Consider the following 14,943-nt stretch of genomic DNA (forward strand, 5'->3'; position numbering starts at 1 on the left):
CCCGCAGGATCGCCGGCGGCGAATATCCTCCAAGGCATCCCATCCGTGACCGTCACCGTTCGCTTCGCGCCGTCTCCGACCGGCCGCATTCATATCGGCAATGCCCGCGCGGCCCTGTTCAATGCCCTGTTCGCGCTGCGCCTGGGCGGCCGCTTCGTGCTGCGCTTCGACGACACCGACCGCGAACGCTCGCGCGAGGACCTGAAGGTCGCGATCGCCGACGATCTCGGCTGGCTCGGCATCCGGCCGGACATCATGCTCAGCCAGTCGGACCGCACCGACCTCTACGATCAGTCGGCCGAACGCCTGAAGGCGGCAGGCCGGCTCTATGCCTGCTACGAGACGCCGGACGAACTGGAACGGCGCCGCCGCCGCCAGCTGGCGCGCGGCCTGCCGCCGATCTACGACCGCGCCGCGCTCAAGCTGACCGACGCCGAGCATGCCGCGTTTGCCGCGGAGGGCCGCCGCCCGCATTGGCGCTTCCGGCTCGACGGCCGGCCGGTCGGCTGGACCGATCTGGTCCGCGGCGAACAGATCGTCGATACGGCCTCGCTGTCGGATCCGGTGCTGATCCGCGAGGACGGCAGCTATCTCTACACGCTGCCCTCGGTGGTCGACGATATCGCGCTGGGCATCAGCCATGTCATCCGCGGCGAGGACCACGTCACCAATACGGGCGTCCAGATTGAGATCTTCGAGGCGCTCGGCGGCCCGGTCCCGACTTTCGGGCACTACAACCTGATCTCGACCGTGTCCGGCGAGGCGCTCTCCAAGCGGCTCGGCTCGCTCTCGATCGGCTCGTTGCGCGCGGCCGGCTACGAGCCGATGGCGGTCGCTTCGCTGTCCGTGCTGATCGGTTCGGCTGAGGACATCCACGCCTACCGGTCGCTCGCCGAACTGGCCGGCCACGTCGATCTGGCGCGGGTCTCGATGTCGACGGCGAAATTCGATCCCCACGAACTCGACATGCTGAACGCTCGTCTGGTTCACGGCCTCGCTTTCGAGGCGGTCGCGGACCGCCTCGCCGCGCTCGGCATTCCGGGCGCCAGCGGGATCGATCCGCGCGCCTTCTGGGAGGCGGTCCGGCCGAACCTCGTGACCGTGCCCGAGGCGGCGCAGTGGTGGCGGATCGTCATGGAGGGTCCGCAGGCGGAACCTCCGTCGCAGGGAGAAGCCGGGACCGCACCGATGGCGGCCGACAGGGCGTTCCTGGCCGAGGCGCGGGCGATGCTGCCGGCGGAGCCCTGGGACGAGACCACCTGGGGCACCTGGACCAAGACGCTCCAGACCGCGACCGGCCGCAAGGGCCGCGACCTGTTCCTGCCGCTGCGCCAAGCCCTGACCGGGGTCGACCACGGCCCGGAGCTCAAGAAGCTCCTGCCGCTTATCGGTTGGCGAAGAACTTCGGCCCGACTACCCTGACGCTGCGCGGCGCGTTGCCTTCGCCACCCGGGCCGCCCGCGGTCGGCGGCCGGATCGTCGCGATCGGCGCCGGGATGAAGCTGGCGATCGTGTTCAGGCGGGTATCGGGATCCTCGTCGAAGCGCGGCTTGGCGCGCGGGATCGGCAGATCGTCACGCACGTCGCCGACACGGACGGTGTTGGAGCCGGAATTGGCGCCCTCGTCCGAACTGGCGTTGACCGGCAGCATCGCCGGATCCGGCCGGCCGCAGCCGCAGCCGGAAACGACTTCGGAGCGGTAGCGCAGCGCATTGGGGATGCGCGTATAGGGCGTCTCGCCGTCGTCGGCGGAGACCGCCGCCTCGCTGTCCAGGCCGGTCTTGTGGACGAACAGGCGGGTCTCCGCACCCGGGCAGCGCGCCCGGCAGATGTCGCCGTCGAGGCTGAAGCGCGAGCGGCTGGTCGAGTAGGAAATCGGGAAATAGTAGCCGTCGCACATGCGGACGCAGAGGGTGCGGTAGGCACCGCCGTCGTCGAGCGGCAGGCCCTCGCCGTCGATCGGCTCCGGTCCGCGCGCATAGGGATCGTCCGGATCGGCCACGCCCGGCGGGCGCTCGCCGAAGATCGAACTGAAGAAGCCGCCGCCCGGGCGCGACGGCGGGACGGCGGCAACCCGCGCCCGCGGCACGCTGTCGACGCGCGTGACCCGGCCGCTGGCATCCTCGCGATAGGTTTGCGGGCCGCTCGGCCCATTCAGCGTGAAGTAGCGTTCGCCGGGACCGGCGACGATCGGGGCCGATCCATTCTGGGCTGCGCGGCCGGGTCCGGCCGCGATGGTGCCCGGCGGAATCGGGCCGCCGGCCGTCGCGGATCGCCCGGCGCCGCAGCCGGCCTGGCGCATGGCGGTCAGGATGCGGGCACGATCCTCCCCGGCAGGCGGCACTCCGGCGCTGGTGGGGCGGGCGCCGCGCGCGCGGGCTTCGAGTTGCTCGAGGTTGCGCTGCATCTCGGCAAGCTTCGCCTGGATCGCGGGACACTGCGGCGCGGCCGGCGTGAAGAAGCCGCCCTGGCAGCGGCGCTGATAGTCGGCGACGCCGCGCTGGAGCGAATCGCGCTGGCGCATGATCGCGTCCGACAGCGGATCGACGGTCGCCCCCGACTTGTCGAGCCGGGCGAGTTGCGCGGCGAGGCCGGCACAGACATCCCCCTGCGCTTGTGCCGAGGCGCCGAGCGCAAAAAGAAATCCGGCGAACAGGGCTGAAACGAAAGGTGACCTCATCGACGATCGTCTCCGCACGACCCTTTGAACGCCCCCGCCCGAAAGTCGCCTGTCGAGGGGATCGGCCTCGCTGCTCGGCCGCCGACGACCCGATATTCTACCGCTTCGCGCGCGGCAATGCCATGGCGCGCGGAGGCGGCTATCGCCATGTCCGGCGCGTGCGGTGCGCACCCGGCCCTCAACGCCGCCGGGCCCCGTCGCCGACCGGGTCGGCCGCGGCCACCGGGGCCACCGCCGCGGCGATCCCCGCGAGCGTCCGCTCGAACCCGATCCGCTCGGCCGGATCGAGCCCCGCGGCCAGCAGGGCCTCGAGGCGCTTCTCGGCTTCGCCGATCAGGCGATCCGCCTGTCGGCCCTTCTCGGTCGCGGTGAGGAAGGCCTCGCGCAGGTCGGCCCGGTTGGGGCGCCGTTCGACGAGACCCTTTCCGATCAGGGCCGCAACGGCGCGGGACACCATCGTCTTGTGCAGGCCCTCGTCCGCGGCAACCGTGCGGGCCGTAGCCTCGCCGCGCCCGACAAGGGCCGCCAGCACCCGGCGCTCGGCAAAGCCGATGCCGCCGCGCTCGACGGCGATGCGGGCCAGGGTGAAGGCGATCGCCTCGCCGGCATCGATCAACGCCAGCGCCAGTCCGCGGGCAGCGCCTGGCCCTGCGGTCGGCGCCGTCGGTTCCTGCTCTCTTGGCACCGCAACACCCCTGCTTAACCAATCGGGCAATGGAAAGGCCGGTCTGCCGGTCCCGTTAACGATCCTTACGGGGGTTTTCCGCAGCATGCTACGGCAGTGGACAAGGTGGTCCTATGCACGACGAAATTCATTGCGATGACCTGGAACGGCATCTAAGGACGCCGGAGAACAGGCAGCTTCTCGAGCGATGGCGCGCGGCTTGGCAACGGTGCGGCGCGGTCCCGACCCTGTCTCATTTCAACCAGAACCACTTCACGGTCCCCGAGATGGCCGCCGTCCTGGAGCGGCTGGTGGACGGAGAGTTCCGCTACGTCTATTTTGGCCGCGACCTTGTCCGCGCGATCCGGACCGATCTGACCGGTCGGCGCCTCGACAGCCTCGGCCGCGATGTTCCCGACAGCGTACCGGGCGCCTACAGAATGGTGGCGGAGCGGATGGCGCCGGCCTTGGCGATCTGTACCGCCGTCCGCAGCCACTCGGTCTACACCTGGGAGCGCCTGATCCTTCCGGTGCATGACGACCGCGGCCCGGTTCTTCTGGCACAATCGATGCCGCTTGTGATGCGCCTCGACCTCCTGGAGGCGATCCTGCATTCGGGACCCTCTGCCATGGTGGCCGGGACGCCCGATCGATCGCCGGACGGCGCCATGGTCGATCTCTCCCTCATTCTCGGCAATCGGGCGGCGGTCAATCTGTTCGGCTGGGATGACGACCGGCCTTACGGGATCAAGTTGAGCAGCATTCTGGTCAATCTCGACGAGCTCGAACTGATGGACTTCTGCAACCTGGTCCTGTCGACCGGTGCGGCGTCCCGGCTCGAGGCGGATTGCATCATCGGCGGGCGGCGTGGAACCTTCGAGATCGCGATATCCCGCTTCGAGGGCGGCGTCACGCTGACCTTCTCCGACCTCGGCGAATTGCGCAGCGCCTACAACGCGCTCGAACAGCAGAAGACCGAACTCGTCCTCGCCAATCGCGCCCTCGAGGCGCAGAAGGCCGAACTGGCCGCACTGGCGGAGGAGATGCGCGCCGCGCGCAGCGCGCTGGACGAGGAGATGGCACAGCGCATCGCCCTCGAAGGCGAATTGCGTCGTCTCGCGAGCGTCGACGATCTGACCGGAGCGATCAACCGGCGCGCCTTCATGGAGATTCTGCAGCGCGAGGTCGCGCGCAGCGTCCGCTACGGCCACCCGCTGTCGTTGATCACGCTCGATGTCGATCACTTCAAGAGGATCAACGACGCCTACGGCCATGCCGTCGGCGATGACGTCCTGCGTCAGGTGGCCGGCGCGCTGGTCGGAGCGGTGCGCACCGGTGTCGACGAGGTCGCCCGGGTCGGCGGCGAGGAATTCGCGGTCATCCTGCCGGAGACCCACATGGAGGGGGCCTGCATTCTGGCCGATCGCCTGCGCGAGCGCCTGGCCGAGATCGAGATCGACGGCTGCGACGCCTCCCCCGTCACGGCGAGCTTCGGCATCGCCACCTGGGACAATCGCTTCGAGACCATCGAGAGCTGGCTGGCGGGCGCCGATGCCGCGCTCTACCGGGCCAAGCAGGGCGGGCGCGACCGGGTCGAGATGGCCATGTTGCCACCGGCAGCATCGCAAAGCCGCGCGGCCTGAACCGCGACCTCTCGATTTGGCGGCCCGGATACCCCATATCCGGACCATGGAGCCGGCGGCAACCCGTCTTCACCGGGCCGCGGGGCTGGTGTCGGCGCGGTCAGGCCACCGGCCACGGAGCCCGATCATGACCTTTCGTCCTGCCGTCCTCGTCGCAACCCTGCTGGCCCTGGTGTCCATCGGCGCCGCGCGGGCCGAGGAGCCGGACCTGATCTTCAAGAAGTCGACGGTCTGGAAGCTGCTCACACCTGACCACAAGCTGGCCGTCTACGGCATCGACGATCCCGACGTGGAGGGCGTCGCCTGCCACTATACGGTACCCGAGAAGGGCGGTCTGGAAGGCATGTTCGGCGTCGCCGAGGAGGTCTCCGACATCTCGCTCGCCTGCCGGCAGATCGGCCCGATCCGCTTCAAGGCCAAGACCGAGCAGGGCGCGGAAGTGTTTCGGGCCCGACGCTCGCTGATCTTCAAGAAGATGCAGATCGTGCGTGGCTGCGACGCCAAGCGCAACGTGCTGGTCTACATGGTCTATACGGACAAGATCGTCGAGGGCAGCCCGAAGAACTCGACCAGTTCGGTCCCGGTCATGCCCTGGGGCAGCGACGCGCCGCCGCGCTGCGGTGACTGGATCAAGTGACGACCGGCTGCGGCGCAGCGTGGCCAGGCCGCCGTCGCGGCGCGGCCCCGCTGCCGGCCGGCGTTTCGGGCCGCGGCCGGCCCTTGACGGCACCGGACAAATCCATCACACCAGCATCATGACGACCGGTCACGGCATCGACGCGATCAGCAAGATCGCCAACATCATTTGCGGCTAGCGCTCGCGCTGGCCCGGTTCCGTCTGCTCGCCCTGAAGACCAGATGAAACCCCGGCCAGCCGGCATGGGAGGTTTCTGCATGGTTCCGCGGTTCTACAACACGCTGACGCGCGACAAGGCGGATTTCCGCCCGCTCGATCCCTCGCACGTGCGCATGTATGTCTGCGGTCCGACCGTCTACGACCGCGCCCATATCGGCAACGCGCGCCCGCTGATCGTCTTCGACGTGCTGTTCCGGCTGCTGCAGGAAATCTACCGGACCTCGGCGCGCGTCACCTATGTCCGCAACATCACGGACGTGGAAGACAAGATCAACGCGCGCGCCGCCGAGCGCTTCCCCGAGATGGAGCCGGTCGCCGGCATCCGCCGCCTGACCGAGGAGACCTACCAGGGCTTCCGCGAGGATGTCGGTGCGCTCGGCTGCCTGCCGCCGACCGTGGAGCCGCGCGCCACCGAGCATATCGCCGAGATGATCGCCATCAACGAGCGGCTGCTCGCGTCCGGCAACGCCTATCTGTCCGAAGGCCATGTGCTGTTCAGCGTGCCGTCGATGGCCGACTACGGCCGCCTGTCGCAGCGCCCGCTCGACGAGATGCAGGCGGGGGCCCGCGTCGAGGTCGAGAGCTACAAGCGCGATCCGATGGATTTCGTGCTCTGGAAGCCGTCCAGCCCGAACGAGCCGGGCTGGAACTCGCCCTGGGGCTACGGCCGGCCGGGCTGGCACATCGAATGCTCGGCCATGGCCTGGAAGCATCTCGGCGAGACCTTCGACATCCACGGCGGCGGCATCGACCTGGTCTTCCCGCACCACGAGAACGAGATCGCCCAGTCGCGCTGCGCCTTCCACCAGCCGGTGATGGCCAGTGTCTGGATGCATAACGGCTTCCTGCAGGCCGAAGGCGAGAAGATGTCGAAATCGCTCGGCAACTTCGTCACCATCCGGGAGCTGCTGGCCGACTGGCCGGGCGAGGTGCTGCGCCTGACCATGCTCAAGACGCACTATCGCCAGCCGATCGACTGGACCCTGAAGAGCCTGGAGGAGAGCGCCCGCACGCTCGACGACTGGTATTGGTTCGCCCGCGATCTGACCGCGTCGTCCCCCGACCACGCCGTGCTCGAGGCGCTCGCCGACGATCTCAACACCCCGAAGGCGATCGCCGAACTGCACGGCCTGCGCAATGCCGCGCAGCGCTCGGGCTCGGAGGCCGATCTCGCCCGCTTCGTCGGCTCGCTGCGCTTCCTCGGCTTCCTGGGCGAAAGCGCGGAAGCCTGGGCGGCGCGCAAGAAGGAGGCCGCCGGCGTCGACCAGGCGGCGGTCGAGGCGCTCGTCGCCGCACGCCTCGCCGCGCGCAACGCCAAGAACTTCGCCGAATCCGACCGCCTGCGCGACGAACTCGCCGCGCTCGGCGTCATCCTGAAGGACTCCAAGGACCCGAAGACCGGCGCGTTCCGGACGGAATGGGAGGTCAGGCGATGAGCGAGGCGGAACGTCTCGAGCCGGCAGCGGAACGCGAGCGGGCGGTGCGGCGTGGGGATCCTGCCGCACGGCCGCCGGAGGCCGTTGCCGTGCGGAACGGGTTCGCGCGGTCGTCGCGCGCGCGGCCGCCGTCCTGTCCGAGTTCGGTCGGCTGATCGGTCCCGACCTCCAGCCCGGAGCCGCCCCATGACTCTCCCATCTCCCGTCACCGGCGGGTGCCAGTGCGGCGCGGTGCGGTTTGCCGCGCCGGCGCTCGGGCGGGCCTCGATCTGCCATTGCCGGATGTGCCAGAAGGCCTTCGGCGGCTATTTCGGACCGCTGGTTGGCGCGCCCGGACTGGTTTGGACGCGCGGCGCTCCGGCCGAATTCCGCTCCTCCAACAAGGTCCGGCGCGGCTTCTGTGCCACTTGCGGCACGCCGCTGACCTACCAGGCCGACGACTCGACGGTGGTCGACGTGGCGCTCGGCGCGCTCGACCGCCCCGAGGACGTGCCGCCGACCGTGCAACTGGCCGTGGAAAGCCGTGTCTCCTTCTTCGCCGCCCTGGCCGGCCTGTCGGAGGAGCGCACCGGCGCCGATCCGCGCGATGCGCCGTTCCAGGACGGCCTCGTCTCGTATCAGCATCCCGACCACGACACCGCAATCTGGCCGGCCGCCCGGCCGCCGACCGACGAGATCTGAGATCCGACATGAAGTCCCGCGTCCATCTCTTTGATACGACGCTGCGCGATGGGGCGCAGACCAGCGGCATCGACTTCTCGCTCGAGGACAAGTGCCTCGTCGCGCGCATGCTGGACGAGTTCGGCATCGACTATGTCGAGGGCGGCTATCCGGGCGCCAATCCGCTCGACGATGCCTTCTTCGCGCAGAAGCGCACCCGCCGCGCGGCCTTCACGGCCTTCGGCATGACCAAGCGGCCGGGCGTCTCGGTCTCCAACGATCCGGGCATCGCGGCGCTTCTGGCCGCCTCGGCCGACGCCATCTGCTATGTCGCCAAGTCCTGGGACTACCACGTGCATGTGGCGCTCGGCACGACGCTGGAGGAGAATCTCGACGGCATCCGCCGCTCGGTCGAGGCGGCCGTGGCGCGCGGCCGGGAGGTGCTGGTCGATTGCGAGCACTTCTTCGACGGCTACAAGGCCAATCCCGACTATGCGCGCGCCTGCGCGGTGGCGGCCTCGGAGGCCGGTGCCCGCTGGGTCGTGCTGTGCGACACCAATGGCGGCACCCTGCCGCACGAGATCGAGCGGATCGTCGGCGAACTGACCGCGCATGTGCCGGGCGACCGGCTCGGCATCCATGCCCATGACGATACCGGCCAGGCGGTCGCCAATTCGCTCGCGGCCGTGCGCGCCGGCGTACGCCAGATCCAGGGCACCCTCAACGGCATCGGCGAGCGCTGCGGCAACGCCAATCTGATCACGCTGATCGGCACCCTGAAGCTGAAGCCCGACTATGCCGACCGCTTCGAGATCGGCGTGCCGGATGCCAAGCTGCGCGAGCTGACCACGCTGTCGCGCGCCTTCGACGAGGTGCTGAACCGCGCGCCGAACCGCCACGCGCCCTATGTCGGCGCCTCGGCCTTCGCCACCAAGGCCGGCATCCATGCCTCGGCCCTGATGAAGGACCCGCGCACCTACGAGCATGTCGAGCCGGAGGCCGTCGGCAACCGGCGCCGGGTGCTGGTCTCCGACCAGGCCGGCAAGTCCAACCTGATGGCCGAACTGGCCCGTTTCGGCATCGCGGCCGACCGCGACGATCCGCGCGTCGACCGGCTTCTCGCCGAAGTCAAGGAACGCGAGGCGCGCGGCTTCGCCTACGAGGCCGCCGACGCCTCGCTCGAACTGCTCGCCCGCCGGCACCTCGGCGGCGTGCCGAACTATTTCGATGTGCAGAGCTTCCGCGTCATGGTCGAGCGCCGCCACAATGCGCTCGGCGAACTGGTCACGGTGTCGGAGGCGACCGTCAAGGTCCGGGTCGGCGACCATGTCGTCTTCTCGGCGGCGGAGGGCAACGGCCCGGTCAACGCGCTCGACGGCGCCCTGCGCAAGGATCTCGGCGGCTACCAGCCCTTCATCGCCGATCTCGAACTGGTCGACTTCAAGGTCCGCATCCTCAACGGCGGCACCGGCGCGACCACCCGCGTGCTGATCGAATCCAAGGACGGCGACGAGAACCGCTGGTTCACCATCGGCGTGTCCGAAAACATCATCGACGCCTCGTTCCAGGCCCTGATGGATTCGATCGTCTACAAGCTGGTCAAGAGCGGCGCGGCCCTGGTCGCATGAGGTGCCGCCGGCGGGCCGGTGCCCGCCGGCCTATGGCCGTCAATCGCGAAAATCGAGCACGATACGGCCTTCGATCGTCCCCTGGCGCATGCGGTCGAAGATGCCGTTGATGTCCTCGAGCCGCCCCCAGGCATAGTGGCTCTTCACCTTGCCCTCGCCGGCGAAGGCGAGCGCCTCGGCGAGGTCGGCGCGGGTGCCGACGATCGAGCCGCGCACGGTGATGCGCTTCAGCACCGTATCGAAGATCGGCAGGGCGAACGGTCCCGGCGGCAGGCCGACCAGCGCCATGGTGCCCTTCGGACGCAGCATGTGGAAGGCCTGTTCGATGGCGGCCGGGGACACGGCGGTGACCAGAACGCCATGGACGCCGCCGACCGCCTTCTGCACGACCGCGGCGGGATCCTCGGTCCGGGCATTGACGGCAAGGTCGGCTCCGACAGAACGGGCGAGGTCAAGTTTGTCGTCGGCGACATCGACAGCGACGCAATGCAAGCCCATCGCCTTGGCATATTGCACGGCCATGTGGCCGAGGCCGCCGATGCCGGAGACCGCAACCCATTCGCCGGGCCGCACCTCGGTCTCCTTGAGACCCTTGTAGACCGTGACGCCGGCGCAAAGCACCGGAGCGGCCGCACCGAATTCGAGGCCGTCCGGCAGATGCCCGACATATTTCGGATCGGCGAGCGCATATTCGGCGAACCCGCCGTTGACCGAGTAGCCGGTATTCTGCTGCTGGCCGCACAGCGTCTCCCAGCCGGTGTAGCAATAGGGGCAGGCGCCGCAGGCGGTGTGCAGCCACGGCACGCCGACCCGATCGCCTTCCCTGACGGCCGTGACGCCGGCGCCGAGCGCGGCGACGATCCCGACGCCCTCATGGCCGGGGATGAAAGGTGGGTTGGGCTTCACCGGCCAGTCGCCGTCGGCGGCGTGAAGGTCGGTATGGCAGACCCCCGAGGCCGCCACCTTGACCAGGATCTGACCCGGCCCGGGCGTGGGGACGGGAACCTCGCGAATGACCAGAGGCTTGCGGAAAGCCTCGACCACGGCAGCACGCATCATCTGAGCCATGATGACCTCATCGACCGAATGCACAGAGTCAGACCACCCAAGAGCCGGCCCGCTTCGGCGCAGCAACCCCGGGTGGCCCGCTGGTGGGCGAGATCATCATTCGCCGAGCGGGCGGTCGTTGATGAAAATCAATCCTTCGAACGATTGGAAATGTTCGAAAGTCATGTATGCAGGCTCATCGGTGTGATTCCGGCAAACAAAGCGCCAGTCATCCGGCAGATTTTTTCTCGGCGTTGATGTCCCGGGCAGTGCTGGATTGATCAATATTGCGGCAGGCGCTGTTCGCGATGACGGAGCGTCAGCGCAGCGACGATGCCGAATACGACTATGATCAGCCCGAGGCCGCGGAAGGCTGCGACGTAGCCGCCGAGGTCGACGGCGCTTTTCATCAGGATCGGGCCGGTGCCGTTGCCGAAGAACAGGCAGCAGGCGAAGACCGCGACCGAGGAGCCACGGGCTTCCGGCGCCATCTCGGTGGCGCGGGTCTGCAGGTTGTTGTGGATCAACGTGAAGGCGAAGCCGACCCCGGCGGAGGCGAGCATGTGGCCGGCAACGGGAAGCGGCAGGGCCATCGCCTCGACGGCGAGGCCGCCGATCAGGCCGCCGGCGGCGATCATGCCGTAGGTGCCGATCAGCCGCAGGATCGGCTTGACCACCAGCGTCAGCGCCATGCCGCCGACCGCATAGGAGGCGATGACGAAGCCGATGTCGCCGGGCGACAGGTGGCGCATCTCCGACAGGTAGGCCGGCGCGAAGGCCAGGAAGCCGAAGAACAATCCGCCCTCGACGAAGACGATCGGCAAGAGCGCGCGCGCCTTGTCGCCGGTCAGGATGCCGGCATAGCGACGAAGCGTGCCGCCGAGCGTCAGCGGTTCGGACGAGGCGTCGGCGCCGGCCCGGATCGTGAAGAGGCCGAGCCCGATGCCGAGGGCCAAGAGCGCGTAGCCGCCATAGATCAGCCGCCACGGCATCACCTCGGCCAGGATGCCGGTGATGAAGGAGCCGGCGATCTGGCCCGAGAAGGTCGCCACCATGAAGCGCGACAGCATGACCTGGCGGTCGGGCAGGGCGAAGCGGTCGCCGATGGTGGCGAGACCGAGCGGAATGACCGCGCCGCCGAACATCCCCGACAGGAAGCGCAGTGTCAGCATGGTCGGATAGTCGGGGGCGAGTGCCGACGCCGCGATCATCGCGGCCAGCGCCAGCACGGCGAGCCGGATCACCCGGGTCTTGCCGAAACGGTCGCCGAGCGGCCCGAAGACCAGTTGGAACAGCGCATAGGGCAGGGCGAAGGCGGTCGCGAACAGGGCGATCCGCGTCGGCTCGACGGCGAAATCATGGGAAAGCGGCCCGACCACCGGGTCGGTCATGCGCATGACCACGGTCGACATGAAGGCGGCGGCGCCGAGCGCGAGGAAGAACGGCATGGAACGGGTCCCGGGGATGGCCGCCCCTGCAGGCCGGACCCGCCGATCCGCCCAGGCCGGGCGGGCGCGCGGAACCGGTCGGACCGGGACTGGGCTGAAGGCAGGAAGGCACGGGCGGCGGCGATCGGCGGGACTGGCGCCGTCCGCACCCACGAGCCGGATAGCTGTGGCGCCGCGGCGGCTGGGTCAAGCAGCCGGCACCGCATAGCCTGCATGTGCGCGGCGCGGGCGGGCGGTGGCTCACCCTCGGTCAGCCAGCCTTGGGTTGCCGCCCCCGGCACGCCGCTGTGGCCATCCACCCGCGGCCCTCGGTCGGCCACCGGCGCGGCAGGACCCAGGTATGGCGATCCGGCTGCCCGGTACCGTGGCGGTGCCGGGCGACGCGATGCCGGGGCGCCGCCGTGCGGGACTACTTGGTCACGCGGGTCAGGCGCGCGCAGACATGGACGACGCCCGGATTGGTGCCGACGGCGTTGCCGAGCCTGGCCTCGACCTTCTTGTAGGTGCACCATGCGCCCGGCGTGCCGGTGCCCTGGAACTGCGCGTCGGCCGGATAGCCACCCCGGCGGTTCGACCAGCAGACCGCGATCTGGCCGACATTGCCGGCATCGCACTTGGCGGTCGGCGCCTTGCCGCCGGTCCAGCCCTCGTCCTCGCCGGCCCAGTCGGCGACATAGCGGGTGTTGACCCAGCCATAGGCCTCCTGTGCGTTCAGCCAAAACATCAGCAGCAGCGCCCCGATCGAGACGGTGCCGAACACGAACAGAAAGAACAGCCGGATCGCCCCGAAGCCCTTCTCGCGGGCGACGAAGCCGGTCAGTACGACGGCGGCGAACAGGGCCACGATCCCGGCCAGCGTGGCGAGCGGAAACAGGCCGTCCTTGTCGGTCGAATGGATCGCGGCATTCAGGAATTCAAGCATGGCCACAGCCCCCCGGAGCCTTGCGGATCAGGCCCCTGGCGATATGCGGCGGCGCCTGCGCATTGAAATGTTAACGTATAGGCGAGGACGACGGTATGACGGAATGGGCCGTGCCGGGCCGGTGATCGCGACTTGCGACGCAACCCTGATGCGGCGCGATCGATCGGACCGGGTCAATCTGGAGATTAGGACGAAGCAGCCGATTGACTTTTCTCCAATTTCGCGAGTACTATAATTTCAAAATTGAAAGTTAAATTCCGTGTTGTGTCAAATGTCTGCAGCCCGCTCGATAAATATTTGAGGATGATGGGGAAGTTGATCAGATGATTAAGAAAATCAAAGCTTTGTTGCTTGTTGTTTTGGGTGTTACCTTCAGCTGCGATTGGGTGCACGGGGCGGGTTCAGTTGATTTTAGTGGTCCAGGAGCCTACGGTTCATACTCTCACTCTGGCGAGTTTATAGCTTTGTACCGAAGGGGAGATCGGTATGTCACTTTCTATAAGATCTCCGACGCGACAAAGGTAACCCGTATCGATACTGGTTCGAGCAACATTTTAAGCCTATCCCACACAGATGACGCGAAATATATGGCCTTTTTTGACGGGAATCAGGTTGTTCTGATGGATGTATCAAAGGGAAAAATTCTGCGCAGAATTAGTCGAGTAACTGAAGATGGAGACATAGAAATGGAGTCGCATCGTGACGGGAAGTCACTTCAGTTATATTATTATAATCAATCTGGAGATAGGGTAAGAGAAATTATTACGTTTAATACCGGAGAGACTCTTTTTAAGATCACGAGGACTTCGAATTAATAGCAGTAAACAATTGATGATTGAATCTATTTATGCATTAGATGTGCCAGGCAAGGTGGAATTCCTTTTGAGAATGACGGCATGAATTGAATTTTCCATTACGCGCAGTCGGCATGGTCCTCTAGTAGGGTGCTGCCTTCAATGACAAAGCATCCCTCGGGTGAGGGGAAACAAAACACGGTTCTCCCGCCATCAAAGTTAGATCACTTGGCCATCGACAGTGCGACTGACCGACCGCAAATGACCGAATTGGTTGGAAGTGATGACGATATCCGCCTCGGCCGTGCCCGCTTGATCCGGGCCGATTGCTTCGACTGGCTGGCCGCGCAGCCGGAGCGGTCGATCGAGGCGGTGGTGACCGATCCGCCCTATGGGCTGGTCGAGTATACGGCCAAGGAGACCGCCAAGCTCAGGGCCGGGACGGGCGGGGTCTGGCGCATTCCGCCGAGCTTCGACGGCCATCGCCGGGCGCCGCTGCCGCGCTTCACGGTGCTGACGGATCAGGACCGGCAGGCGCTGGAGGCCTTCTTTCGGGAATTCGGGCGGCAGGTCGCGCGGGTCTGCGTGCCCGGCGCGCATGTGATGGTCGCCGCCAATCCGCTGCTCGCCCATATCGTCGCCACGGCAATGACCGGGGCCGGGCTCGAACTGCGCGGCTATATCGCCCGACAGGTCATGACCATGCGCGGCGGCGACCGGCCGAAGAACGCCCATGAGGAATTCGACGGCGTCTCGGTGATGCCGCGCTCGCAATGGGAGCCCTGGGTGGTGCTGCGGGTGCCGCTCGACGGTCGCGTCCAGGACACGTTGCGCCGCTGGGGCACCGGCGGCTTCCGGCGCCCGTCGCCCGACCGGCCCTTCGGCGACCTGATCCGCTCGCATCCGACGCCGGCGGCGGAAAAGCGGATCGCCCCGCATCCCTCGCTGAAGCCGCAGGCCTTCATGCGCCAGATCGCGCGCGCCGTGCTGCCGCTCGGGCGCGGCACGGTGCTCGATCCCTTCATGGGCGCGGGCTCGACGCTCGCCGCCTGCGAGGCGGTCGGCTACGACAGCATCGGCATCGAGCGCGATCCGGACTATTTCCGCCTTGCCGTTGAGGCGGTGCCGAGGCTCGCGGCGCTGTCGGTCAGGATCGACCCTTGAG

12 protein-coding genes are annotated in these 14,943 nt (G+C 67.8%); 7 read left to right on the forward strand and 5 right to left on the reverse strand.

Features of this window, described 5'->3' with window-relative positions:
• Positions 1-45: 45 nt before the first annotated feature.
• The gene (gltX, locus tag KL771_RS24030) at positions 46-1,422 is read left to right on the forward strand and encodes a glutamate--tRNA ligase (RefSeq protein ID WP_261971045.1); all 1,377 of its coding nucleotides are present in this window, start codon (positions 46-48) and stop codon (positions 1,420-1,422) included.
• On the opposite strand, the gene KL771_RS24035 is transcribed toward gltX, so the two are convergent.
• The gene (locus KL771_RS24035; RefSeq protein WP_261971046.1) at positions 1,385-2,680 is read right to left on the reverse strand and encodes a DUF2865 domain-containing protein; all 1,296 of its coding nucleotides are present in this window, start codon (positions 2,678-2,680) and stop codon (positions 1,385-1,387) included. The genes gltX and KL771_RS24035 overlap by 38 nt on opposite strands.
• A 178-nt stretch (positions 2,681-2,858) precedes the next feature.
• Complete coding sequence (locus KL771_RS24040; RefSeq protein WP_261971047.1) at positions 2,859-3,365, reverse strand: MarR family winged helix-turn-helix transcriptional regulator; 507 nt, start codon at positions 3,363-3,365, stop codon at positions 2,859-2,861.
• A gap of 266 nt (positions 3,366-3,631) precedes the next feature.
• Between KL771_RS24040 and KL771_RS24045 the strand changes: the two genes are divergently transcribed.
• The 5 genes from KL771_RS24045 to cimA all read left to right on the forward strand — a co-directional run bounded on the left by KL771_RS24045 (position 3,632) and on the right by cimA (position 9,567).
• Positions 3,632-4,987 carry a GGDEF domain-containing protein gene (locus KL771_RS24045; RefSeq protein WP_261971048.1) on the forward strand — a complete coding sequence of 452 codons (1,356 nt, stop codon included), beginning with the start codon at positions 3,632-3,634 and terminating at the stop codon, positions 4,985-4,987.
• A gap of 127 nt (positions 4,988-5,114) precedes the next feature.
• A complete protein-coding gene (locus KL771_RS24050) occupies positions 5,115-5,624 on the forward strand; it encodes a CreA family protein (RefSeq protein ID WP_261971049.1) in 510 nt (169 codons plus the stop codon).
• Positions 5,625-5,881: 257 nt separating this feature from the next.
• Complete coding sequence (gene cysS, locus KL771_RS24055) at positions 5,882-7,279, forward strand: cysteine--tRNA ligase (RefSeq protein ID WP_261971050.1); 1,398 nt, start codon at positions 5,882-5,884, stop codon at positions 7,277-7,279.
• A 186-nt stretch (positions 7,280-7,465) separates the two neighbouring features.
• Entirely contained in the window at positions 7,466-7,960 is a 495-nt protein-coding gene (locus KL771_RS24060; protein ID WP_261971051.1) for a GFA family protein, read from the forward strand.
• Between the two features lie 8 nt (positions 7,961-7,968).
• Positions 7,969-9,567: a citramalate synthase gene (cimA, locus tag KL771_RS24065; protein ID WP_261971052.1), complete on the forward strand. Its 1,599-nt coding sequence runs from the start codon at positions 7,969-7,971 to the stop codon at positions 9,565-9,567.
• Between the two features lie 39 nt (positions 9,568-9,606).
• On the opposite strand, the gene adhP is transcribed toward cimA, so the two are convergent.
• The 3 genes from adhP to KL771_RS24080 all read right to left on the reverse strand — a co-directional run bounded on the left by adhP (position 9,607) and on the right by KL771_RS24080 (position 12,984).
• Positions 9,607-10,635, reverse strand: coding sequence for an alcohol dehydrogenase AdhP (gene adhP / locus KL771_RS24070; protein WP_261971053.1), 1,029 nt, complete (start codon positions 10,633-10,635; stop codon positions 9,607-9,609).
• A 260-nt stretch (positions 10,636-10,895) separates the two neighbouring features.
• Entirely contained in the window at positions 10,896-12,062 is a 1,167-nt protein-coding gene (locus KL771_RS24075) for an MFS transporter (RefSeq protein WP_261971054.1), read from the reverse strand.
• A 409-nt stretch (positions 12,063-12,471) separates the two neighbouring features.
• The gene (locus KL771_RS24080) at positions 12,472-12,984 is read right to left on the reverse strand and encodes a hypothetical protein (protein ID WP_261971055.1); all 513 of its coding nucleotides are present in this window, start codon (positions 12,982-12,984) and stop codon (positions 12,472-12,474) included.
• Positions 12,985-14,039: 1,055 nt separating this feature from the next.
• On the opposite strand from KL771_RS24080, the gene KL771_RS24085 reads away from it, so the two are divergent.
• Entirely contained in the window at positions 14,040-14,942 is a 903-nt protein-coding gene (locus KL771_RS24085) for a DNA-methyltransferase (protein WP_261971056.1), read from the forward strand.
• Position 14,943: the final 1 nt, after the last annotated feature.

Source organism: Prosthecodimorpha staleyi, assembly GCF_018729455.1.
Taxonomy (GTDB): Bacteria; Pseudomonadota; Alphaproteobacteria; order Rhizobiales; family Ancalomicrobiaceae; genus Prosthecodimorpha; species Prosthecodimorpha staleyi.

What these genes read in the sequence shown, in the direction of transcription:
- KL771_RS24085 (WP_261971056.1), top strand. Translation starts at nt 14,040, where the DNA reads ATGACCGAATTGGTTGGAAGTGATGACGATATCCGCCTCGGCCGTGCC.
- cimA (WP_261971052.1), top strand. Translation starts at nt 7,969, where the DNA reads ATGAAGTCCCGCGTCCATCTCTTTGATACGACGCTGCGCGATGGGGCG.
- KL771_RS24080 (WP_261971055.1), bottom strand. Translation starts at nt 12,984, where the DNA reads ATGCTTGAATTCCTGAATGCCGCGATCCATTCGACCGACAAGGACGGC.
- KL771_RS24060 (WP_261971051.1), top strand. Translation starts at nt 7,466, where the DNA reads ATGACTCTCCCATCTCCCGTCACCGGCGGGTGCCAGTGCGGCGCGGTG.
- KL771_RS24075 (WP_261971054.1), bottom strand. Translation starts at nt 12,062, where the DNA reads ATGCCGTTCTTCCTCGCGCTCGGCGCCGCCGCCTTCATGTCGACCGTG.
- cysS (WP_261971050.1), top strand. Translation starts at nt 5,882, where the DNA reads ATGGTTCCGCGGTTCTACAACACGCTGACGCGCGACAAGGCGGATTTC.
- KL771_RS24045 (WP_261971048.1), top strand. Translation starts at nt 3,632, where the DNA reads ATGGCCGCCGTCCTGGAGCGGCTGGTGGACGGAGAGTTCCGCTACGTC.
- KL771_RS24050 (WP_261971049.1), top strand. Translation starts at nt 5,115, where the DNA reads ATGACCTTTCGTCCTGCCGTCCTCGTCGCAACCCTGCTGGCCCTGGTG.
- KL771_RS24035 (WP_261971046.1), bottom strand. Translation starts at nt 2,680, where the DNA reads ATGAGGTCACCTTTCGTTTCAGCCCTGTTCGCCGGATTTCTTTTTGCG.
- adhP (WP_261971053.1), bottom strand. Translation starts at nt 10,635, where the DNA reads ATGGCTCAGATGATGCGTGCTGCCGTGGTCGAGGCTTTCCGCAAGCCT.